General features: G+C 75.5%; 16 protein-coding genes. 12 read left to right on the top strand and 4 right to left on the bottom strand.

The window, feature by feature from the left end:
- The first annotated feature begins 133 nt into the window (after positions 1–133).
- The 7 genes from E5225_RS13640 to E5225_RS13610 all read left to right on the top strand — a co-directional run bounded on the left by E5225_RS13640 (position 134) and on the right by E5225_RS13610 (position 7,155).
- Positions 134–1,663 carry a sugar transferase gene (locus E5225_RS13640; protein WP_135973243.1) on the top strand — a complete coding sequence of 510 codons (1,530 nt, stop codon included), beginning with the start codon at positions 134–136 and terminating at the stop codon, positions 1,661–1,663.
- 65 nt (positions 1,664–1,728) lie between these two features.
- On the top strand, positions 1,729–2,181 hold the full coding sequence (locus E5225_RS13635; RefSeq protein WP_135973244.1) for an FAD synthase family protein: 453 nt from the start codon (positions 1,729–1,731) through the stop codon (positions 2,179–2,181).
- A gap of 17 nt (positions 2,182–2,198) precedes the next feature.
- Positions 2,199–3,368, top strand: coding sequence for a DUF1972 domain-containing protein (locus tag E5225_RS13630; RefSeq protein WP_135973261.1), 1,170 nt, complete (start codon positions 2,199–2,201; stop codon positions 3,366–3,368).
- A complete protein-coding gene (locus E5225_RS13625; RefSeq protein ID WP_135973245.1) occupies positions 3,365–4,138 on the top strand; it encodes a CDP-alcohol phosphatidyltransferase family protein in 774 nt (257 codons plus the stop codon). The genes E5225_RS13630 and E5225_RS13625 overlap by 4 nt, the downstream gene beginning before the upstream one ends.
- Entirely contained in the window at positions 4,135–5,112 is a 978-nt protein-coding gene (locus E5225_RS13620) for a DUF6492 family protein (protein WP_135973246.1), read from the top strand. The genes E5225_RS13625 and E5225_RS13620 overlap by 4 nt, the downstream gene beginning before the upstream one ends.
- Entirely contained in the window at positions 5,112–6,200 is a 1,089-nt protein-coding gene (locus tag E5225_RS13615) for a glycosyltransferase family 4 protein (RefSeq protein WP_135973247.1), read from the top strand. The genes E5225_RS13620 and E5225_RS13615 overlap by 1 nt, the downstream gene beginning before the upstream one ends.
- The gene (locus E5225_RS13610) at positions 6,190–7,155 is read left to right on the top strand and encodes a glycosyltransferase (RefSeq protein WP_135973248.1); all 966 of its coding nucleotides are present in this window, start codon (positions 6,190–6,192) and stop codon (positions 7,153–7,155) included. The genes E5225_RS13615 and E5225_RS13610 overlap by 11 nt, the downstream gene beginning before the upstream one ends.
- On the opposite strand, the gene E5225_RS13605 is transcribed toward E5225_RS13610, so the two are convergent.
- Positions 7,129–8,163 carry a glycosyltransferase family protein gene (locus tag E5225_RS13605; RefSeq protein WP_208012525.1) on the bottom strand — a complete coding sequence of 345 codons (1,035 nt, stop codon included), beginning with the start codon at positions 8,161–8,163 and terminating at the stop codon, positions 7,129–7,131. The genes E5225_RS13610 and E5225_RS13605 overlap by 27 nt on opposite strands.
- Before the next feature lie 119 nt (positions 8,164–8,282).
- Here E5225_RS13605 and E5225_RS13600 point away from each other — a divergent pair, with 119 nt between their 5' ends.
- Together E5225_RS13600 and E5225_RS13595 are read left to right on the top strand one after the other, a co-directional pair.
- Positions 8,283–9,272: a glycosyltransferase family 2 protein gene (locus tag E5225_RS13600; protein WP_135973249.1), complete on the top strand. Its 990-nt coding sequence runs from the start codon at positions 8,283–8,285 to the stop codon at positions 9,270–9,272.
- The gene (locus E5225_RS13595) at positions 9,269–10,606 is read left to right on the top strand and encodes a lipopolysaccharide biosynthesis protein (RefSeq protein WP_135973250.1); all 1,338 of its coding nucleotides are present in this window, start codon (positions 9,269–9,271) and stop codon (positions 10,604–10,606) included. Before E5225_RS13600 ends, E5225_RS13595 begins: the two co-directional genes overlap by 4 nt.
- Here E5225_RS13595 and E5225_RS13590 read toward each other — a convergent pair.
- The gene (locus E5225_RS13590; RefSeq protein WP_135973251.1) at positions 10,508–11,806 is read right to left on the bottom strand and encodes a glycosyltransferase; all 1,299 of its coding nucleotides are present in this window, start codon (positions 11,804–11,806) and stop codon (positions 10,508–10,510) included. The genes E5225_RS13595 and E5225_RS13590 overlap by 99 nt on opposite strands.
- Before the next feature lie 179 nt (positions 11,807–11,985).
- Between E5225_RS13590 and E5225_RS13585 the strand changes: the two genes are divergently transcribed.
- The 3 genes from E5225_RS13585 to E5225_RS13575 all read left to right on the top strand — a co-directional run bounded on the left by E5225_RS13585 (position 11,986) and on the right by E5225_RS13575 (position 20,133).
- Positions 11,986–12,693: a hypothetical protein gene (locus E5225_RS13585; protein WP_135973252.1), complete on the top strand. Its 708-nt coding sequence runs from the start codon at positions 11,986–11,988 to the stop codon at positions 12,691–12,693.
- A gap of 151 nt (positions 12,694–12,844) precedes the next feature.
- Entirely contained in the window at positions 12,845–18,712 is a 5,868-nt protein-coding gene (locus E5225_RS13580; protein ID WP_135973253.1) for a PKD domain-containing protein, read from the top strand.
- A 152-nt stretch (positions 18,713–18,864) separates the two neighbouring features.
- Positions 18,865–20,133: a hypothetical protein gene (locus E5225_RS13575; protein ID WP_135973254.1), complete on the top strand. Its 1,269-nt coding sequence runs from the start codon at positions 18,865–18,867 to the stop codon at positions 20,131–20,133.
- Here E5225_RS13575 and E5225_RS13570 read toward each other — a convergent pair.
- The gene (locus E5225_RS13570; RefSeq protein ID WP_135973255.1) at positions 20,091–21,221 is read right to left on the bottom strand and encodes a glycosyltransferase family 4 protein; all 1,131 of its coding nucleotides are present in this window, start codon (positions 21,219–21,221) and stop codon (positions 20,091–20,093) included. The two genes, E5225_RS13575 and E5225_RS13570, sit on opposite strands and share 43 nt — an antisense overlap.
- Complete coding sequence (locus E5225_RS13565; protein ID WP_135973256.1) at positions 21,218–23,020, bottom strand: tyrosine-protein kinase domain-containing protein; 1,803 nt, start codon at positions 23,018–23,020, stop codon at positions 21,218–21,220. Before E5225_RS13565 ends, E5225_RS13570 begins: the two co-directional genes overlap by 4 nt.
- Positions 23,021–23,161 lie beyond the last annotated feature (141 nt).

Raw genomic sequence — 23,161 nt, 5'->3', positions numbered from 1 at the left:
CCCGGAAGACGTCTTCCAGAGGGTGACAAGTGGCCGAGACCGGGTGAAAGTGGACACAACGCCCCAATAGGCATCTATACCCCGTATAACGTCCCCGAGTGGTACGACGACTCACGTCGGGCACGGGGGAATCATGACGCTCACAGCGGACCACGCTTCGTCGCAGTCGGGCAGCGCCGGTGACCGGCGCGGGCACGCGCGCGAGCCGCGCCGGTCCTGGGCGTCCAGCCAGCCGTTCGAGTCGCGCCGCACGCAGGAGAACTCCGACCCGACGGTGCTGGCCCACGCGTGGCGGGCGGTGGGCACGCGGTACGTCGTCGCCGCCGCCGTGACGGACGTGGTGCTGACGCTGGCGGTGTGCCTGGCGGTGCTGTCCGGTGCGATGGGACCGGCCGCCTCCACGCGGTGGGCCCTCGCCGCGGCCGTCGCGTTCGCGGCGCTCGCGGGGCTGACCGGCGGGTACCGGCGGCGCCAGGTCGCCGACGGTCCGGCGGAGTTCCAGTCGCTGCTGCGTGCGGCCCTGGTGCTGATCCTCCTCCTCACGGTCCTGGGCTACGTCTTCCGCGTGCCGGTGCCGCGCAGCTACGTGCTCGTCGGCGTCCCGGTGACCGTCGTCCTGTGCTGGGCGGCGCGGCACGTGCAGCGGCGACGCCTGCACCGCGGTCGCCTCCACGGCGCCGGGATGATGCGCACGGTCGTGGTTGGCGACGAGCTGTCCGCGGCACGGGTCGTGCGGGACATCTCGGCGGTGCCCCACCACGGGTACCGGATCGACGGGGTCTGCCTGCCGTCGTTCGAGGGCCCGCGGCGCATCGGGGGCGCGCCCGTGCTCGGGGCCGTCGCCGACGTCGTGCAGATCGCCGCTGACCGGGCGGCGGACGTGGTCCTGGTCACCGGGGCGTACCTCAGCGGTGACGCCGTGCGCCGGCTGTCGTGGGCGCTGTCCCGAGCCGGCGCGCAGCTCGTCGTCGTGCCCGACATCGTCGAGGTCGCCGGCCCGCGCCTGACCGTGCGCCCCACGGCCGGGCTGTCGCTGCTCCAGGTCGAGATCGAGGCGCCGCGGCCCCGGCTCCTGGTCAAGCAGGTCCTCGACGTGACCCTCGCAGCGGTCGCGCTGCTGCTGCTGGCACCCGTGCTCGCCGTCGCGACCACGGCCGTCGCGCTCTCGTCGCAGGGCGGCGCGATCTACCGCCAGACCCGGGTGGGACGCGACGGCAGGACCTTCACCCTGTTCAAGCTGCGCACGATGTACCGCGACGCCGACGAGCGGCGCGCCGCGCTCCTGGCCAGCGGTCCGCGCGACGGCGTGCTCTTCAAGATGGCCGACGACCCCCGGATCACCCCGGTGGGCCGGGTCCTGCGCCGGTGGTCGGTCGACGAGCTGCCGCAGCTCTTCAACATCCTCCGGGGCGACATGGCGCTCGTCGGGCCGCGGCCCCCGCTGCTCGAGGAGGTGGAGGCGTACGAGGACCCCGTGCAGCGGCGCCTGCACGTGAAGCCGGGGCTGACGGGGCTCTGGCAGGTCAGCGGGCGGTCCGACCTCACGTGGGAGGAGTCGGTCCAGCTCGACCTGCGGTACGTGGACAACTGGTCGGTCGCGATGGACCTGCTCATCCTCTGGAAGACGGCTCGGGCAGTCCTGACCGGCGCAGGGGCGTACTGACCGTGCAGCACCCGTTCCGCGGCGCGACGGCGGGCCGCCCCACCACCCACCGTCAGGAGAGCGCGATGCACGAGCAGGGCCCGCCACCGGTCGTGGGGTACGTCCCCGGCGGCTTCGACATGCTGCACATCGGCCACCTCAACGTGCTGCGCGCAGCCCGGGAGCGGTGCGACCGCCTCGTCGTGGGCGTCGCCGTCGACGCGGCGCTCGTCGCGATGAAGGGACGCCCGCCGGTCGTCCCGCACCACGAGCGGATGGACCTCGTCGCGAGCCTGCGCTTCGTCGACGTCGTCGTCCCCGACCTCGCCCAGGACAAGCGCGTGGCCTGGCGCGCGCACCCGTTCGACGTGCTGTTCAAGGGCGACGACTGGGCCGGCACGCCGAAGGGCGACCGGTTGGAGCGGGAGATGGCGGAGGTGGGCGCGCGTGTGGTCTACCTGCCGTACACGCCGTCGACGTCGTCGACGATGCTGCGCCAGTTCCTCGTGGCGGGTGGGGCGAGGGAGGTCGTGGCGTGAGCGGTCTCCACGTCGCGATGGTGGGCACGCGGGGCGTCCCGGCGCGGTACGGCGGGTTCGAGACGGCGGTCGAGGAGGTCGGCCGCCGGCTCGTCGAGCGCGGGCACCGGGTGCGGGTCTACTGCCGCACGACGGTCGGGGCGCCGCAGCGGACCCACCTCGGCATGGAGCTCGTCACGCTGCCGGCGATGCGCCGCCGCTCGCTCGAGACGCTGAGCCACACGGGCATGTCCCTCGCGCACCTGCTCGCGCGGCGCACCGACGTCGCGCTGGTCTTCAACGCGGCGAACGCGCCGTTCCTGCCCGCGCTGCGGGCGGCGCGCGTTCCCGTCGCGACGCACGTCGACGGGCTCGAGTGGATGCGCGCGAAGTGGGGCGGGGCCGGGCGGCGGTACTACCGGCTCGCGGAGACGGGGGCCGTGCGCTGGTCCGACGCGCTCATCGCGGACGCCATCGGCATCGCGGACTACTACCGCGCCGAGTACGGCGCGCCCACGACCCTGCTGTCGTACGGGGCCCCGGTGCTGGCACCGCAGGACACCGACGCCCTGACCGCGGCCGGCCTGGCGCCCGGCGGGTTCCACCTGGTCGTCGCGCGCTTCGAGCCCGAGAACCACGTCGACCTGCTCGTCGACGGGTACGTGCGGTCCGCGGCACGCCTGCCGCTGGTCGTGGTCGGGTCCGCGCCGTACGCCGACGCGTACACGCAGCGCGTGCACGCGCTGGCCGGCGCCGACCCGAGGGTGCGGTTCCTCGGCGGCGTGTGGGACCAGCGCCTGCTCGACCAGCTGTACGCGCACGCGCTCACCTACGCGCACGGGCACTCGGTCGGCGGCACGAACCCGTCGCTGCTGCGCGCCATCGGCGCCGGCACGGCGACCGTCGCGTACGACGTGTCGTTCAACCGCGAGGTGCTGGGGGAGGACGGGGTGTACGTGCGGGACGTCGACGACGTCGCGCGGGTGCTCACGGCCGCGGAGGCCGACCCGGACGCGACCGCGGCCCGCGGCGCGCGCCTGCGCGAGCGCGCCCGCGACTACGACTGGGAGCTCGTGACGGACGGGTACGAGCAGCTCGTCCACGACCTCGCCGGGCGGCGCACCCCCGGGCCGCAGCGAGCCGCGCGGCGTCGGCCGGCCGGCGCGACGACCCTCGAGGCCGTCCCCGCGCTGGAGGTCACGCCGTGACCGGCACCACGACCGACCGCTCGGCGCCCGTCGGCCGGGAGACCTTCCGGCAGACCCTCGACCGGCTGGGTGCCGCGCAGAAGGGCGCGGCCCGCAGCGCACCCGCGTACTCGCGGTTCGTCAACCGCCGACTCGGTCGCGTGCTCGCGGCGTGGGCCTACCGGCGCGGTCTCACGCCGAACGCCGTCACCGGCGTCAGCGCGCTGTGCACGTTCAGCGCCGTCGCGCTCCTCGCCCTCGTCCCGCCGTCGTGGGGGACGGCGGTGGGCGTGTGCCTCCTCCTCGTCCTCGGGTACGCCTTCGACTCCGCGGACGGTCAGGTCGCCCGGCTCACCGGCACCGGCTCGAGCGCGGGGGAGTGGCTGGACCACATGGTCGACGCGACCAAGGTCGTCGCCCTGCCGCTCGCGCTCGCCGTCGGCCTCTACCGGTTCGAGGCCGTGGACGTGCCGTGGCTGCTCGTGCCGCTGGCCAACGCGGTCGTCGGGTCGGTCCTCTTCTTCGGGATGATGCTCACCGAGCAGCTGCGCCGCGCGCACGGCGTCGTGTCGCGGGCCCCGACGGGCGGGCGGCTGCCGTGGCTGCGCCCGGTGCTCGTGCTTCCCACCGACTACGGCGTCCTGTGCCTGGCGTTCCTGCTCTACGGGCTGCCGCAGGTGTTCGTCCCGGTGCTGGGCGTCCTCACCCTCGGCACGGCCGGCTTCCTCGCCCTCGCGCTGCCGAAGTGGTTCCGGGACGTCCGCTCACTGGGTCGCGGGTCGGCGCCATGAGCGGCGACACCTTCGTCCCCGTCGTCTTCGAGCTCGAGCTCCCGCTCCTCGAGCTGCAGGCGCGGTCGTTCGCACGGCACGTCGCTCCCGAGCTCGTCGAGCGGGTCCTCGTCCTCGACAACACCCGGCACGGCATCCCGGCGCGGTGGCGGGACGCGATCGTCACCGCGTACGGCGTCCACGCACCGCGGGTCGACGTCGTCGCCGCGCGCGACGTCGCGCCCCCGGTGACGGCACTCGGCTGGACGAGCCAGCAGGTGCTCAAGCTCGCGGTCGCCCGGCACGTGCGCACCGACCGCTACGTCGCGCTGGACGCGAAGAACGTCGTCGTCCGCCCGCTCGAGGCCGGCTACCTGCGCGGCCCCGACGGGCGCTCCCGCGTCGGCGCGCACCCCTACACGCACCACCCGCTGCGGCCGTCCGTCGAGCGGGCACTGGCGTACTTCGGGCTCGACGCCGGCGACCACCTGGCGCACTTCCCGGCCACCGTGACGCCGTTCGTCCTGCACACGCAGGAGGTCCTCGGCCTGCTCGACGAGGTCGAGCGCCGGGACGGCACGACGTTCGAACGGGCCTTCGTCCGGCACGACGTCACGGAGTTCGCGCTCTACGCCGCCTGGCTCACGTGGCGGCACGTGGACCGGTCGAGCATCTACGCCGAGGACCAGCCGGGCTGTCCGACGGTGTGGCCCGGGCGGCCGACGCGGGCGGCGGTCGACGAGGCCGTGCGGGCCGCCGGCTCGGGTCTGCCCGTCCTCTCCGTCCACCGCACGGCGCTCGTGCGGATGGACGACGACGCCACGGCGGCGCTCTGCGCGTTCTGGGCGGGCGCCGGGCTGTTCACCGACGCGGCGGCGGCCCGCGCGTACGTCGACGACTACCGGCGGTTCTTCGGCCGGCAGGTGTGGGCCAAGCGCGCACGCGAGGCCCCGGCACGCCTCGCCCGTCGCGTGCGCGAGCGGGTGGGGGCGTGATGGCGCACGGCCCGGTGCGGGCGCTCCTCGACGGCTACTGGTGGCACGAGGGGCCCCCGTCGAACGCGCTCGTCCAGCGCGAGCTCGTGCGGGCGTGGGCCCGCACGCACCCGGAGGACGAGCTGGTCCTCGCGGTGCCCACCGAGCACCTGGAGGCGGTCCGCGACGACGTGCCGCCGGGCGTCGAGCTCGTCGGCGTGCGCCGGCGGCCCCACGGCGTCGCGGTCATGACGGAGTACCCGTCCGTGCTGCGTCGCGCACGGGCCGACGTCGCGGTGACGCACAACTTCGTCCCGTGGGGCGTGCCGAGCGTGGTCTTCCTGCACGACGTGCTCTTCCAGGAGCACCCGGAGTGGTTCACGCCGGCCGAGCGGCTCTACCTGGCGCCCGTCACGGCCCTGCTGCCGCGGGCCGGCGCGGTGCTCACGTCCTCGGCGCACGAGGCGCACCGCATCGAGCGGCTCAACCGGCGGGTGGGGCACGTCCGCCCCATCGGGATCGCGCCCGACCCGCGCCTCACGAGCCTGTCCCCGGTACGCCCGGCCGCGCTCGCGGGCGTCGACGACTTCGTCCTCACCGTCGGTCGGCTCAACGTGCGCAAGAACCTCGGCACCGTGATCGCGGCCGCGGTCCGCAGCGGCGAGGTCGGCCCCGCGCGGCCCCTCGTCGTGGTCGGCGGCCCCGACGGGCGTGGCCCGGGGTTCGGGCCCGAGGCCCGCCGCGCGATCGACGACGGGGCCGTCGTCCTGACCGGGCACGTCGCCGACAGGGAGCTGGCGTGGCTCTACCGGCATGCCGCGCTCTTCGTCTTCCTCTCCCTCGACGAGGGCTTCGGCCTCCCGCCCGTCGAGGCGCTGGCGTTCGGCACCCCCGTCGTCGCGAGCGACATCGGCGTGTTCCGGGAGACCGTCGGCGCGCACGCGCGCCTCGTCGACCCGCTCGACGTCGACGCCACCGCGACCGCGATCAGGCAGGAGCTCGCCCGGGGGCGGCGCACCGTCGTCCCCCCGCCGGGCTGGGACGCCGCCGCAACGGCCCTGCGCGACACCGCTGCCGCGCTCCACCGGGGACGACGCCGTGTCGCCTGAGGTCCGCGCGGCCCCCCGCACGGCGCTCGTCGTCGTGAGCTACGGCTCGTCCGCGCTGCTCGCGGAGAACTTCGCACGCACCGCGTCGGCCCCGGGCACGTCCGCCGTCGTCGTCGACAGCTGGTCGAGCGCCGACGAGCGGGCCGCGGTCCGCGCGCTCGTGGGACGCCACGGGTGGGAGGTCGTCGAGCCGGACGGCAACGTCGGCTTCGGCGTCGGCGCGAACCTCGGCGTCGCGCGCGCCGTGCTGGCCGGCGCGACGCACGTCGTCCTGCTCAACCCGGACCTCGCGCTCGACCCCGACGACGTCGCGCGACTCGTCGCCCGCACGGTCGAGGACCCGGACGCGCTCGTCGCCCCGCGGGTCCTCGCGCCGTCCGGTCAGCCGTTCGCCGCGTCGACGACCGACCTGCTCCTCGACGACGGGACGATGCGGTCGAGCACGCGGCGGCCCGACCCGTCGGACGGCCGTCCGTACGTCGAGTGGCTCTCCGGCGCCTGCCTGGCGTTCGACGTGACGCTCTGGCAGCGGGTCGGCGGGTTCGCCGAGGACTACTTCCTGTACTGGGAGGACGTGGACCTGTCGGTGCGCGCGCAGGAGGCCGGCGCCCGGCTCGTCGTCGCCGCCGAGGTCACGGCGGTGCACGACGAGGGTGGCACGCAGGGGCGCACCGGCCGGGCCAAGTCCGAGACCTACTACTACTTCAACATCCGCAACCGGCTGCTCCACGCGGCGCTGCGGCTCGAGCCGGCGGACCGGCGGCGGTGGTGGCGCACGACGCCGCGCGCGGTGCGGTCGGTCGTCCTGCAGGGCGGGCGGCGCCAGCTCCTCACGTCGGTGGCGCCGTGGCGGGCGACGTTCCGCGGCGTGCGGGACGGACGCCGGGCCCTGCGCGCAGCCGGCACCCGCGTGGCGGTCGGCCCGACGTCAGAGCGTCCGCGTGCCGCGGCGTAGCCGCAGCGCCTCGTGGTAGGCCTCCCGGTGCGCGACTCCTGCGTCGTCCCACTCCCGCCGCGACAGGTCCGGCCGTCGCGCCCGCGGACCGCGTGCCTCGTCGAGCGCCCGGCGGATCGCCGCCGCCCCGAGCTCGCCCTCGAAGGTCAGGACCCAGCCCGGGCCGACCTCTTGCGCGAGCGCTCGGTTCGCCTCGTTGTCGGGCACGAGCACCGGGCGGTCGAGCGAGAGCGCGAGGAGCACGGTCCCCGAGTTGTGCATGTGCAGGTACGGCAGGACGACCAGCTCACCGGACGTCACCGCGCGCACGAGGTCCGCGTCGTCGAGGAAGCGCAGGTCGAGCCGGATCGCGTCGGCGCCGTGCGCCGCGGCCCGGACCTCGGCCTCGAGGTCGGGCCCCGACGGGTTGCCGGCCACGAGCAGGCTGAGGGACGGGTCCACCGCGTGCGCGTCGCGGAACGCGCGGACGAGGCCGACCACGTTCTTGTAGCGGCGCACCAGCCCGGCGTACGTCACCTGCCCGGGGACGGCGTCGGTGCGCTCGGTCTCGCGGAACCAGTCCCGGTAGTGCCCGTGCAGGACCGTGACCGACGGGCGGCCCGTCGGCGGCGTGGTCTCGTTGAGCACGACGTGCAGCGTGGTGGCCCGCTCGAGCAGCCGCAGCCACGCGTAGTCGAGCCGGCCGAGCCCCGACGGCAGCTCGAGGTTGTGCACGGTCCGCACGACCGGCGTGCGGGTCAGCCGGAGGCGCGCCCAGAACGCGTAGGCGAGGACGAGGCGCAGCGCCCGCCGCACCGGGCCGCGCCCGCCGAGCCGGGTCTCCGGCCAGTGCAGGTGGACGACGTCGTACCGGCCGACCAGGGCCCGCGGGTAGGAGAAGAGCACGGGCTCCACACCTGCCGTCCGCTCGAGCGCCGCGTGCAGCATCGCGATGTACGGGTTCGTCGTCGGACGGATCCGGCCGAACGGCTGGAGCACGCGGATCGGTCGACCGGCGGTCGCGGGCACGGGCTCTCCTCGGGACGTCGGTTGGCGGTCGCGCCGACGCTACCGGGCGGCCCGCGCCGCCGGGGGCGCCCGTGACCACGCGCCCGGACCACGAACCCCCTGGACAGGAAGGCGCTCCCGTGCCCGTGCTCACCGTCGCGGTCCTCACGTTCCGCCGCAACGACATGCTGCGTGCGCTCCTGCCGCGGCTCTGCGAGCAGGTCGGCGAGCTGGCCGCCGCGGGTACGTCGGCGGAGGTGCTCGTCGTCGACAACGACCCCGCCGGTGGCGCGTCGGCCGTCGTGGCGGAGCGAGAGGACCCGGAGGTGAGGTACGTCGCCGAGCCGCGGCCCGGGATCGCCGTCGCGCGTGAGCGTGCACTCGCGGAGAGCTCCCGGTCGGACGCCCTGGTCTTCCTCGACGACGACGAGGTCCCCGAGCCGGGCTGGCTCGCGCACCTCGTCGACACGTGGCGCCGGGAGCGCGTCGCCGCCGTCACGGGTCCCGTCGTGTCCGTGTACGACGGCGAGCTCGACCCCTGGATCGTCGCCGGCGGCTTCTACGCCCGCGCGCACAGCCGCGGCCTCGTGACGGGCGACCGCGTACCGGCCGCGGCGACCAACAACCTCCTGCTCGACCTCGCCTCCGTGCGCCGGCACGGGCTGGCGTTCGACACGTCGATCGGGCTCGCAGGCGGAGAGGACACGCGATTCACACGGGCTCTCGTCGCCGCCGGCGAGGAGATCGTCTGGTGCGCGCAGGCGCGCGTGGTGGACAGGGTGCCCCGCGATCGGATGACCCGGGCGTACGTCGTACGGCGCCGGTTCGCCCAGGGTAACGTCAGCGTCGGTGCGTCGGTCGGGCTGGCTCAGGGGGCCCTGGCGGGGGTCGCCGCGCGGCTGCGGTACGGGGTGCCCGCGCTCGGCCGGGTCGTCGTCGGGACGCTCGCCGCGGCGGCGGGCACGGTGGCCCGTCGGCCCGCCCTGCAGGCGCGCGGTGTCGCGGTGTGCTCACGAGGGCTCGGAGCGCTCGCCGCCGTGGTGGGCGCGCGCTACGTGCAGTACCGGCGCACGTCGTCCGGTCGTGCACGGGTCGCGCTGGCCGGGGCACGGGCCGAGGAGGGCGCGTGACGCAGGTTGAGCGCGAGCGGTCGGCCGTCCGGCAGGTCGGCTCGACCGCGGTCGTCAAGGTCGCCGTCATGGGGGTCGCCGGGCTCGCCGGCATCGTGACGAGCCGGCTCGTCATCGAGCACTACGGCGTCGACGCCTTCGCCCAGTACGGCCTGCTCACCGGCCTCACGGGTCTCATGCCGTTCGCGGACCTCGGCGTCGCCGCCGTCATCGTCAACGCCGTCGCGTCGGCGGCGCACCCGCGCACCGACCGCGAGGTGCGACGCACGATCACGAGCGCGTTCCGCATCCTCCTCGTCTCGGCCACGGTCATCGCCACGGTCGCCGTCCTCGCGGGCGTCCTGGGCTGGTGGCCGACCCTGCTGGGCCAGGGGCTCATGGGGGACCGCGGCGCGGTGGCCGCGACCGTGTGCCTCCTCGTCTTCGCGGTCGCCCTCCCGCTCGGCGTGGGGCAGCGCGTGCTCGTGGCGCTCGGCCGGACCGCGCAGCAGACCGCGCTCGGGGGGATCGCGTCGCCGCTCGTCCTCGGAGGCGTCGCGGCGTCCGTCGCGCTCGCGTGGTCGTTCGGGCCGTACGTCGCCGTCTTCTCCTACGTCGCCAACGCCACCGTCGCGCTGGTCAGCCTGGTGCTCGCCGCGCGGCTGCTCTCGCCCCAGGTGACGGCTGCCGCGCGCGACGTGCCGCGCCTGCGTGCCGTCCCTGGCGCCAGGGTGGTCGACGTCGCATGGCCGATGCTCGTCCAGATGATCGCGCTGCCGATGGCCATGCAGACCGACCGCCTGCTGCTCAGCCACCTCGCCGGCACGGCCGAGCTCGCCGAGTACAACCTCGGGTCGCAGACGTTCGGCCTGATCAACCAGGTCGTCGCCGCGGCGGGCGTCGCGCTGTGGCCCGTCTACGCGCGGGCGCGGGCCGCGGGGAAGGTCGAGAGCCCTGCCCGCCCGGCGGCGGTCTTCACCGCCCTCGCGACCGCGCTCGGTCTGCTCCTGTGGCTCGTCCTGCCCGTCGTCACGCAGCTCATCACCCAGGGCAAGATCGAGCTGAGCACGCCGCTCGCTGCGTCCTTCGTGCTCTTCGTCGTCGTGCAGGCGGCGAAGTACCCGCTGGGCATGTACATGACCGATGCCGCGGGCCTGCGGTTCCAGGTGGCGCCGATCGTCGCGATGGTGCCGCTCAACCTCGGACTGTCCTGGGTGCTGATCGCGCCGCTCGGCGCGGCCGGTCCCGTCCTCGGCTCAGCCGTCTCCGTGCTCGTGTGCCAGGTCGTCCCCAACGCCTGGTACGTGCGGCGCGACCTGGCCCGCCGCCGGGTGCTCGCCCCGGTCGCCGGCTGAGCGGACCGCCCGTGCGTACCAGGCGTCGACGAGCCGGACGAGCCGGTCGGCGCGCCACCGGTCGTGCGGGTGCCCGGGCCGGTCGAGCGTGCCGCGCACCGCCGCCGCGAGCGCGGCCGGCACGTCGCCGTCGAGCGGCACGACGCGCGCGTTGTCCGCCGCGAGCAGCGGCGGCCCTCCGAGCGGGAGGCACACGACGGGCGTCCCGAGCGAGCTCGCCTCGGCGGCGACCCAACCCGCCTGGTCGTGCATCGACGGGAAGAGCAGCGCGTCCGCCGAGGCGAAGGCGCGCAGGACCTCCGCGCGCGGGCGGTGCCCGCGGAGGTGCACGCGGTCCGCAACGCCGAGCCGCTGCGCGAGGCGGCGCAGGGCCCGCTCCTCGTACCCGGTCCCGTAGACGTCGAGCCGCCAGCCGTCGAGCGCCGGGTCGGCCATCGCCGTGACGGCGAGCCGTCCACCCTTCCAGGCCAGCAGGCGGGCCGCGAGGACCGCGACGCGACGGCCCCGCGGCTCGGCGCCGTCCGGCGTGCTGAGCGGGGCGAACGCCGCGTTGGGCTCGACGAGGACGTGCGCGGCTCTCCGGAAGCGCTGAGCGACGTCGGCGTTCTGGGCGACGACGACGGCCGCGCGCCGGGCGGCGCGGTCCCCCCACACCGCCCGAGGGACACCGGTGGCGACGACGCGGACGGCCTCGACGAGGGTCCCGCGGACACCGAGCCAGCGCGCGAGCCGGAGCACGGGGAGCGCGGAGGCGCCGCCGACCGGGCCCCAGACGAGTGCCGGACCCTCGAGGGTGGCGGCGCCGCACGGCAGCCAGTCGTTCGCGAACGTCACGTGGTGGACGACGTCGAACGGCGTGCGCGCGTGCATCGCCGTGGCGCGCCGGGCGAAGGCCCGCTGCCACACGACGTAGTACCAGTAGACGCCGAGCGCGCCGCGCTTGAGCGCGACGAGCCGGGGGCCGAGCTCGAGGTGCTCGACGGTCAGGTGCCGGGAGAGGTCGGGGTCGGCGGCGAGCGCCCGCTCGACCGCGGGCCGGAAGCGCTCGCGCGTGACGACGTGCACGTCGTGGTGCGTCGCCGCCGCCACCGCGAACGCCCACCCGGCGTTCGCCTCGGGCTCGTCCCCCGGTCCGCACGCGTACGCGCTCACGAGGACGCGCGGACGGTTCCTCGTGCCTGCCGCACCGGTGACGCCCACGTGCTCCTCCGTCCGCGCGGCCCGTGCCGCACCGGCCACGGTAGGCGGGGACGCGGGACGAAACGGCACAAACCGGCCATGTTCACCCGTCCTGACGGCGACCGCGCGATGCGGTGGCGCATAGTCTGCCCAGCGTCGTGCGGCTGCCGCCGTGCGCGCGCGTCGCGTAGGGGAGCGCTATGAGCGAGGGTGTCTCGGCCGCCGGTCCGGGCCCTGTGCGGGTCCGGTGGTGGCTCGCCGCGCTCGCTCTCGTGGTCGTCGCGGTCGTCGTGGCGGTCGCGCTCGGCCGCGGTCCGGGTGGGGGCGCCCCGGGGGCCGATGGGTCGCGGGTGCCGTCCGCCCCCTCCACCGGCTCCGCCGCGGGTGCGACGGGCGGGACCGGCGACCCGTCCGACGCCGGCGCCGCTGCCGGCCCCACCGGCGTCGCACCCGCCTCTCCCGCCAGCGACGCGCCGGCGGCGCAGGATCCCGCCGAGCCCGACGCGGTGCCGACCGCGACCGTCGCCGTGGACGCGGTGGCCCAGCTGGCGGAGGCCGTGACCGCGCGCGTGAGCGCGTGGGAGGCCGTGACGGGCGAGGCCGTGCAGCCGGGGGAGGTCGGCGGTCCCGCGCTCCGCGTGACGGTCGAGGTGGTCAACGGCACGCCCGCGGCGCTCGACCTGCGCGGGGCCGTCGTCAACCTGTACCACGGGCCGCAGGCGACGCCCGCGGTGGCCCTGACGCAGCCTGGTGGGTCACCGCTGCCGGCCGGCGTCGAGCCCGGCGCGACGGCGACCGGCACGTTCGTCTTCGCCGTGCCGCCGGCCGACCGCGACGACGTGCGCGTCGAGCTCGACGCGCGGGCGGTGGGCCCGGTCCTGGTCTTCACGGGTTCCGCCCCGCGCTGAGACGGACGTCCGACCAGATTCACCCGCACCGGCGCCAGGTTCACCCGTGCGCCGCCGTCGCCGCGGGCGCTTCGACCCGTAATGTCCGGATCGTCTCCGGTCCCGCCGCGTGTCGCGGCGACGCCCACCGCTCCGCACGATCGAGGCACCGATGCGCCACTTCACGAGCGACCTCAGCCGGAACCTCGCCGCCGCCGTCGCCGCGACCCTCGTGCTCGCGGGCCTCGCCGTCGCGGCGGCCCCACCCGTCGCCGCCGCTGAGCCGGCGCCGCTGCCCGCGACGGTGAGCGCCGACGCCCTGCCCACCGCCCAGATCGACGGCGTCGTGTGGAAGCAGGTCGCCGCCGGCGGGACCGTCTACGTCGGCGGCAACTTCGCCAACGCCCGCCCGGCCGGCGTCGCGGTCGGTGGCGCCGGTTCCGTGGCGCGGGCGCACATGATGGCGTACGACCTCGCGACCGGGGCGCTGAGCACGTCGTTCGCGCCGCGCTTCAACGGCCAGGTCAACGACCTGGTCGCCTCGGCGGACGGGCGCACCCTCTACGCCGTCGGTTCCTTCACCACCGTGAACGGCCAGACCCGCAACCGCGCGGCGGCCTTCGACCTGCCGAGCGGGACGCTGAAGCCATGGGCGCCGAACCTCAACGGCTACGCCAAAGGCGTCGACGTCGCGCCGAACGGGACCGTCTACGTCGCGGGGAACTTCTCCCACGTCGGGAACACACCGCGGCCCAAGGTCGCGGCGTTCCACCCGACCACCGCCGCCCTGCAGCCGTTCACCGCGCCCGTCGACGACAACCAGGCGAACGCGGTGCAGGTCGCGCCGGACGGGCTGTCCGTCGTCGTCGCGGGGAACTTCACCAGCATCGGCGGCCAGTCCGCGCAGAGCTACGGGCTCGCGCGCCTCGACGCGGTCACCGGAGCGCTGCTCCCGCTGCCCGTGACCTCGACCGTCCGCAACGCCGGGGCGCAGTCGGCGATCGCCTCGCTGAGCAGCGACGCCACGGGGTTCTACGGCGCTGGCTGGCACACCGCCGCGTCCGGGACGCTCGAGGGCACCTTCAAGGCGTCGTGGGACACGGGTGAGCTCGTGTGGCTCGAGGACTGCCACGGCGACTCGTACTCGGCCGCGCCCCACGGCGGCGCCGTCTACATCGCGAGCCACAAGCACTACTGCGGCAACAGCGGCGGCTTCCCCCAGACGGAGCCCTGGAGCTTCTACCACGGCACAGCCGTGACGAACGACGTGCGTGGGGTCAACACCGCCGACATCTACGGCTACCCGGACCACCCCGGCACGCCGCGCCCCGAGTTCCTCGAGTGGTACCCGAGCTTCACGCCCGGCACGTTCACCGGGACGGACCAGGGGCCGTGGACCGTGTCGAGCGCCGGCGGCTACGTCCTCTTCGGTGGTGAGTTCACGCGGGTCAACGGCACGGGGCAGCAGGGCATCGTGCGGTTCGTGGACCGGTCGTCCGCACCGAACAAGGTCGGTCCCGCCGCCAAGGGCCCGTTCTTCACGCTCGGCGGCCTGTCCTACGCACGCGGCGAGGTGCGCCTGACGTGGCCCGGCAACCCCGACCGCGACGACGCCACGCTGCGCTACGACGTCTACCGGCAGTCGACGTCGACGCCGCCGATCCACACGCGCACCGTCACCGCCCCGTTCTGGGCGCAGCCGGCCATGAGCTTCGTCGACACCGGACTGCCGCCGGGCTCGTCGCAGCGCTACCGCGTCGTCGCGACGGATCCGGCGGGCAACACGGCGATGTCCGACTGGTTCACCGTGACGGTCAGCGACGTCGCCGTGAGCGACTACGCCCAAGAGGTCCTCGCCGACGAGCCGACGTCCTACTGGCGGTTCGGCGAGGCCGACGGGACGACCGCGTACGACTGGGCCGGCACGTCCGACCTCACGACCGCGGGCGTCGCCCGCGGGGCCGCCGGCGCCGTGGTCGACGACGCGAACACGGCCGTCACGTTCCCGGGCACGGCCGCCAGCACGGCCGCGACACGGACCGCCGCCCCGGCGCCGGACGTCTTCTCGGTCGAGGCGTGGTTCCGGACGACGTCGACGACCGGCGGCAAGATCGTCGGCTTCGGCAACCGGGCCACGGGGAGCTCCGGCTCGTACGACCGGCAGGTCTACATGACGAGCGCCGGGCGCCTCGTCTTCGGCGTCTACCCGGGTGCGACGCGCACCGTGACCTCGACCGGGTCGTACAACGACGGCGGGTGGCACCACGTCGTGGCGACCCTCGGGCCGACCGGCATGCAGCTCTTCGTCGACGGACGGCGCGTCGGGCAGCGCACCGACACGACGGCCGGGCAGGCCTACTCCGGGTTCTGGCGGATCGGGGGCGACCAGCTCAGCGGCTGGCCGACCCGCCCGTCGACGGACTACTTCGCGGGCACGGTGGACGACGTCGCGGTCTACCCCCGGGTGCTGACCGTGCAGGAGGTCCGTTCCCACGTGACCACCGCGGGGTACACGGCCGACGTGCCGGCCTCGCCCGCCGACGCGTACGGCGCGGCGGTGTACGCCGCCGAACCGGACCTCTACTGGCGGTTCGACGAGGCGCTCGGCGCGCCGCTGAGCGACGCCGGCACGGCCGGCAACGGCGGCTCGCTCGCCGGCACCGGGTGGACCCGTCAGACCGGCGGTGCGCTCGCCGCCCACCCCGACAACCGGTCCGTGCTCTTCGTCGAGGGCTCGTCCGGGGCGTACAGCACCACCGCCTTCGAGAACCCGCGCGCGTACTCGCTGGAGGCATGGTTCTCCACGGAGAGCACGCGCGGTGGCAAGGTCATCGGCTTCGGCAGCCGGCAGACCGGTACGTCGGGCGACTACGACCGGCACGTCTACCTCCAGGACGACGGCCGGCTCGTCTTCGGCACCTGGACGGGGGCGTCGAACACCATCACGTCGGCCCGGTCCTACAACGACGGCGGGTGGCACCACGTCCTCGCCACCCAGGGACCCGACGGCATGGCCCTCTACGTCGACGGGCAACCCGTCGGCACCCACCCGCAGACCGGCGCGCAGGCGTACACGGGCTACTGGCGGGTCGCGAACGACGCGACGTGGGGCTCGACGTCGGGCGCGCTCGCGGGCCGGATCGACGAGGTCGCCGTGTACTCGCGTGCGCTGACGGCGAACGACGCCCTCCTGCACCACGGGCTCGGCACCACGGGCGCCGCGCCCAACCTCCCCCCGACGGCGACGTTCGACGCCACGCTGACCGGCCGCACGCTCACGCTCGACGGCTCTGCGGCGGCCGACCAGGACGGCACCGTCACGTCGTGGACGTGGGACCTCGGGGACGGCACGACGGCCGAGGGGCCGACGCCCCCGGCGCACACGTACGAGCGCGCCGGCACGTACACGGTCACGCTCACCGTGACGGACGACCGGGGCGCGACGGGTACGCGCGCGCAGTCCGTCACCGTCGTCAACGCACCACCGGTCGCCGTCTTCTCGGCCGGGACGCGCTACCTCGACGTCGCGGTCGACGCCTCCGGGTCGAGCGACCCCGACGGGAGCGTCGCCGGGTACGCCTGGCAGTTCGGCGACGGCGCGACGGCGAGCGGTGCGACCGCCGGCCACACCTACGCGGCCGCCGGCACGTACACCGTGACCCTCACGGTCACCGACCACGACGGGGCGACGACGGCCACGACCCAGGACGTCACGGTCGCCCCGAACCAGCCGCCCGTCGCCGGGTTCGTCGCGCAGCCGTCGGCGCTCGACGTGGCGTTCCAGCCGGTCGGCACGTCGGACCCGGACGGCACGGTCGCGTCGTACGCGTGGGACTTCGGCGACGGGACGGCGTCCGTCGACCAGGCCCCGGCGCACACGTACGCCGCGGCGGGTACCTACACCGTCCGGCTCACCGTCACCGACGACCTCGGGGCGACGGCGACCACGGAGCAGGCGGTCACGGTCACCGCGAACGTCGCGCCCGTCGCCGCGTTCACACCCACCGTCACGCAGCTGCAGGTCGCGGTCGACGCGTCCGCGTCGAGCGATCCCGACGGGTCCGTCGTCGGTCACACCTGGGACTTCGGGGACGGCACGCAGGGCTCGGGGGCGACCGCCCGGCACACGTACGCCGCGAGCGGCACCTACACGGTCACGCTCACGGTCCGGGACAACCGCGGCGCCGAGACGACCGTGAGCCGCGACGTCGTCGCCACCGCCCCGTCGGTGTGGGCACGCGACACGTTCTCGCGCACGACGGCCACGGGCTGGGGGACGGCCGACACCGGGGGAGCGTGGACCCACTTCGGCAGCGCCGGCCAGTACTCCGTCGCCGACGGCACGGGCCGGGTGACGATCGGCACGACGGCGTCGACCCCGCGCCTGCAGCTGCGCTCCGTCGCGGCCGCCGACTCCGACCAGACGGTCCGGTTCTCGCTCGACCGGATCGCGGACGGCGGCGGGACGTCGGTGTCCCTCACGAGCCGCGGGGGCGGCTGGTCGAGCCTCTACCGTGGGCGGGCCTGGGTGCGGGCCGACGGCTCGGTCACGCTCCTCGTCACGCGGATCGCACCGGCGGAGACGACGCTCGCGGCCGTCAACGTGCCGGGGCTCAGGCTCACTGCGGGGGTGCCGCTCAACGTACGGTTCCGCACCGACGGGTCGAGCCCGACCGCCCTGCGCCTCAAGGCATGGACGGGCCCGACCGAACCGGCCGCGTGGCAGGTGCAGACGACCGATGCGACACCCGAGCTGCAGGACGCGGGCGCCGTCGGCCTCGACACCGGCCTCGCCGGCTCGGTGACCAACGCCCCCGTGCGGGTCACGGTCGACGACCTGTTCGCGGGGCAGCCGGGCGCGACGGTCCCCAACCAGGTGCCGGTGCCCGCGTTCACCGCGGCGACGACGGAGCTCGCCGTCGCCGTCGACGGGGCCGCGTCGAGCGACCCGGACGGGACGGTGACGGCCTGGTCGTGGGACTTCGGCGACGGGTCGGCGGCCGCGACGGGGGCGCAGGCGACGCACGGGTACGCGACCGCGGGCACCTACCCGGTGACCCTCACGGTGACCGACGACCGCGGGGCGACGGCGTCGACCACGCAGGACGTCGTCGTGACGCGGCCCGAGGCACCGCCGGCCGCACCGGTGGCCGCTTTCGCGGCCTCGGTGCTCGACCTCACCGTGAGCGTCGACGGATCGGCGTCCGCAGCGGGCGAGGAGGACGTCGTCGCCTGGGCCTGGGACTTCGGCGACGGCACGCAGGCCACCGGCGCGCAGGCGCAGCACGCCTACGCGTCGGCGGGCACGTACCCCGTCTCCCTCACGGTCACCGGGCCGGACGGCACGACGGACACGCTCACGAAGGACGTGACGGTGGCGGCGCCGCCGACCGAGGAGCAGGTCCTCGCGCAGGACGTCTTCGACCGCACGCTCGCGAGCGGGTGGGGCGCGTCCGCCGCCGGCGGCCCGTGGACGCACTTCGGCTCCGCGACGCAGTACTCCGTCGCCCCCGGCTCGGGGACGCTGCAGGCGCTCCAGCCCGGGGCGGCGCCCCGGGTCCGTTGGGCCGGGCTGTCGGCGCGGGACGTCGACGTCCTCGGGCAGGTCTCGCTCGAGAAGGTCGGTGACGGCGGCGGCACGTTCGTCAGCCTGACGGCCCGCTCCGGCAGCTGGTCGAGCCTCTACCGCGGCACGGTCTGGGTGAAGTCGACCGGTGCGCTCAACGTCGTGATCACGCGCATCGCCCCCCGCGAGACGATCCTCGCCCAGGCGAACGTCGCCGGCGGCGCGCTGGCACCCGGTGAGCGGCTGAACGTCCGCCTCCAGGCGGTCGGCGCGGACCCCACGACGTTGCGGCTGCGCACGTGGAAGGAGGGCACGCCCGAGCCCGACACGTGGCAGCTCACGACGACCGACACGACGCCGGAGCTCCAGGACGCGGGCGGGGTCGGCGTGGACGGGCTGCTCAGTGGCACGTCGACCAACGGGCCGGTCGGGATCCGGGTGCACGGCCTCAAGGTCGTCGGGGCGACGGGCTGATCCCGGCGCGCGCACGCCCGGACCGCGGGACGCCCGACCGGTCCCGGGCGTCCGGCCGCCGGCCGGGTGACGAACAGCCCGTCGCGAGCCCGGTCGGTGGGACAGTGGTGCGGCGCGCGGTCACCGGCGGCATCGGAGGGGGACCAGGGCGGATGCGGTGGGCTGGGGAGGACGCCCCGCGTTGGCGCGTCCCCGCGCAGCGCGCGGTCGCTGTCCTGGGGACCCTCCTCGTCGGCGCGCGGATCGACCTCCTGCAGGGGGTGACCCTCGGGCTGCTCCTCGCCCTCGCCCTCACGCCCGTGTGGTGGCGCCCTGCCTGGTCGCTCGTCGGCTACCGGTGGCTCACCGCCACGTCCGGCATCGCCGTCGTCGCGGGCTTCTGGCTCACGCGCCTCGCGGCCGCCGACCACACGACGAACACGACCATCGCGGTGCGCAACAGCGTCCTCGTCATCGGGCTGCCCGTGCTCGTGGGCTTCCTGATCTGGGCGTGCAGGCAGGTGCCGCCACCCCTGCTGGCCGTGTGCTTCGGCGTGGCCATGCTCGTGACCGTCCGGTCCGGCGGCGCGTTCGCGAGCAACCCGTGGAAGTTCGGCTTCGCGACGCCGGTGACGATCGTGGTGCTCGGGCTCGCGTGGTGGTCGGGCCGGCGTGCGGTGCAGGTGGCGGGGGCACTGCTCATCAGCGCCGTGCACGCGCTGAACGACGCGCGGTCCGCCTTCGCCATCCTCTTCCTGGTCGCCGTCGTCATGCTCTGGGAGGGCCGGCCGACCACGGGCACCCGCCGCTCCTCGGGGCTCCGGGCGGGCGCGCTGGTGGCGGGCCTCGGCACGGGCGCCTACTGGCTCGTCCAGGCGCTCATCCTGGACGGCGCGTTCGGGGAGGCGACGCAGGTGCGCACGCAGGCGCAGATCGCCCAGTCCGGTTCCGTGCTGCTCGGCGGCCGGCCCGAGATCGGCGCGTTCAGGGCACTGCTGGCGCACCGCCCGATCGGGTTCGGCAGCGGCACGACGTTGACGAGCGAGGAGATCCTCGTCGCGAAGGAGGGTATGGCGGCGGTCGGCTACGAGCCGAACAACGGGTACGTCGAGAACTACATGTTCGGCGGGCAGATCGAGCTGCACTCCGGGGTCGGGGACCTCTGGGCCTGGGCGGGGGCAGCCGGGCTCCTGCTCGCGGTCGTCCTCGTGGTCCTCGTCGGAGCGCACACGGCGCGGGGCATCGCCGCGTGCACCAGCGTCGCGCTCGGCCTGGCCCTGGGGTTCCGCTTCCTCTGGGACATGCTGTTCAGCCCGCTCGTCTCCTCGACGACGAACCTCGTCCTGCTCCTGGGCCTCGGGTTCGGGGCTTGGTGGGTGGGCGACGGTCCGCGCCGCCCTCAGTCCCGTGCGGAGCCGGTGGGAGCGAACAGCCAGGCGTGAGCCTCCTCCCGGCCGTCGCGGTCGGGCAGCGACGCGAGGACCTCGGCGCGCGGGATCGGCGCGCGCAGCGCCGCGAGGACCGCGGCGCCGAGGGGTTCGGGCGCGTCGCTCGTCGGGACGACGCGGTGGGCGTGCTCCGCGAGCCAGGGGGCGAGCCCGGTCTGGTCGGTCGTCACGACCGTGCACCCGTGCTGGAGAGCCTCGACGATCGGCAGGCCGACCTGCTCGCGCCACGTCGGCGACGCCTGTGACGGCAGCACGAGCACCGTGGCTGCCCGCAGCTCGGCGTGGATCCGGTCACGCGGCGGGTCCACGACGAGTCGCACGCGCTCGTCCGCCTCGGCGAGCGCGCGGACCGCGTCCTCGAGCGGCCCCGTGCCGACCACGGTCAGCGTGGCCGAGGGCAGGGCCGCCGCGACGGCGGGCCACGCGTCGAGGAGGACCGGGAGGCCCTTGCGTGCGACGAGCGCACCGAGGAAGAGGACGCGCCCGGGTTCCCCCGCGGCCTCGGGGCACGTGCACGGCATGGGCAGCGCGGTCACCGTGCGCACCTCCTGGCCGGGGCGCGGCGGCCCGTACAGCGAGCGGTAGGTCGCCTCCGCCTCCGGCGTGCCGAACACGAGCCGGTCGACCGTGCGGGCGACCGCCCGGGACAGCCACCACTTGGCGCGGAACGTCGCGTGCTCACGCGCGGACCGCGGCCGGTACTCCCGGCGCGGGTCGCTGTTGCCGATGACGTACGTGACGACGCGCGGCACCGGCCGGCGGAGCACCAGGTGTCGCAGCCGCAGCGTCGCCAGGCACGTCGCCGCCCGCACGACGCCGGCGAGGAACGCCGGCTCGGTGATCTCCAGGACCTCGACGCGCGAGCGCCAGATCAGCCGCGCCGCCGCCGCGGTGCCCGTCCGGCGGGCATCGATGCGTCCGGCGAGGTCGGTGTCGAAGTCGTAGCGCGGCGCGGTGTAGAGCAGGGTGAGCCGGGGGTCGGCCAGCTGCCGCTCGAGGTGAGCCGTGCGGGCCTGGTCATAGAGCTGGACGTGCGCGCGCAGGGGCCCGTCCGCTCCTCCGGCCTGTGCCGACACCGTCATCGGCGGCCGTGCGCCCCGACCGCGCCCTCGGCGGGGGCAGGCGCGTCCTGCGGCTCCGCGTCCCGCGTCTCGCCGTCACGGGGTCCTGCTTCGCCACCGGCGACCTGGTCGTCCCCGGCCGGGGCGGCGGCGGGCCCCGGCGCGTCGTCGCCGTGGACTGCCTCGGTCGGGACCGGATCGTGCGTCCCGGGGAGGATGCCGCTCTCGACCGGTGCCGGGTCGTGAGGCGGGGCCGCGGAGCCCGCGCTCGCCTCCTCGGCGTCCGCCGCGCGGGCGTCCGCCGCGCCGGCGTCCGGCAGGCGTGCCGGATCCGTCGGGCGCTGCGGGGTGCCCGGGGTGCCCGGGGCGTCCGGCCGCGCCACGTCCGTCACGTGGTCCGCGGCGGCGGCGCTGGTCGCCGGCGCGCGCCGCCGGGCCGTCACCCGCCGCCACCGACCGTGCCGGCGGCCCGGCCCGGGCGCGGAGCCCTGGCCGTACGCCACGCCCGTCCCGTCGTCCTTCCAGTTCGTGGCCACGAAGCCGAGGCACGTCGCGCCCACGCGCCCGAGAGCGGCGAGCGCGCCGCGCAGCTGCTGGCGCCGGGTCGTGCGCAGCCGGGTGACGAGCAGCACCCCGTCGCTGCGGCGGCCGAGCAGGGCCGCGTCCACGACGGGCAGCACGGGCGGGGAGTCGACGACGACGAGGTCGTACCGCTGCGCGGCCTCGTCGAGCAGCGCGTGCATCGCGGGTGAGTCGAGAAGCTGGCTCGGGTTGGGAGGCCGGTCTCCGGCGGGCAGGACGTGGAGGTTCGGCAGCCCCCACGTCTGGACGACCTCCTCGAGGCGCGCGCGCCCGATGAGCACCGTGGTGAGGCCCGCGCCACCCTCGAGCCCGAGCGCGGGCGCGACCGCGGGCATCCGCAGGTCCGCGTCGACGAGCAGCACGGACGCACCCCTCTCGGCCACGGCGGTCGCGAGGTTGACCGACGTCGACGTCTTGCCCTCGCCTGCCATCGCCGAGGTGACGACGATCGTGCGCAGGGGGCGCCCGCTCTCCAGGTACTGGAGGTTCGCCTGGAGCCGCCGGAACGCCTCGGCACGCGGGCTGCCCGGCTCGGTGCGCACGGTCGAGTACGCCGCGCGCGCCGACCGCGTCCGCACGATCGTGCCGAGGACGGGGAGCCCGCCGACCCGCTCGACGTCGGCGCGGGTACGCAGCCGCGTGTCGAGGACCGTGAGCAGGAGCGCGAGGGCGACCCCGAGCACGGCGCCGAGGCCGATGCCCGTCGCCGTGAGGAACCGGGTGTTGGGCTCGAACGGCACGGCGGGTGTGACGGCCGGCGCCACCAGGGTGAGCTCGATCGCGCTGTCGCCCGCTTGCGTGCGCGGCGACAGGTCCTGGACGGTGAGCGCGAGCTGGCGGGCCACGGCGTTCGAGATCTCGGCCGCACGGGCCGGGTCGGCGTCCGTCGTCGAGATCTCCAGGATGACGGTGTTGAGCGGGTTGTCCGCAGTCACCCGCTTGCCCAAGGACTTCGCCGTGGTGTCGAGGTCGAGATCGGCGATGACGGGCTCGAGGACCGCGGGCATGCTCGCGAGCCGCCCGAACGACGTCACGGAGTTCTGCACGAACGTCGACCCCTGGACGAGCTCGCCGGCCGACCCGCCCTCGTTGACGGAGACGAAGACGCTCGCCGAGGCGCGGTAGGCGGGGGCGATCGTCTGGGCGTAGGCCAGGGCCAGTGCGCCACCGAGGAGGGCGAGCGCGGCGATCACGAACCACCGCTTGCGCAGGGCCAGCAGGTACTCGTCGAGCTCCATGCGGTGACGCTCCTCGTGCACGACCGGAGCCCGATCGTCTCACAGGGGCACCGGCGACTCGGCGCCGGAATGGGCCGAATGGGTCGGTTCGGGGGGTGACATCTCGGCACATAACGCCCGCAGGGGTGTCGTGCCAGACCG

Origin of the sequence: Cellulomonas shaoxiangyii (genome assembly GCF_004798685.1) — a bacterium.
In the GTDB taxonomy this organism is placed as follows: Bacteria; Actinomycetota; Actinomycetes; order Actinomycetales; family Cellulomonadaceae; genus Cellulomonas; species Cellulomonas shaoxiangyii.
This window is presented reverse-complemented; position numbering and strand designations above follow the sequence as displayed.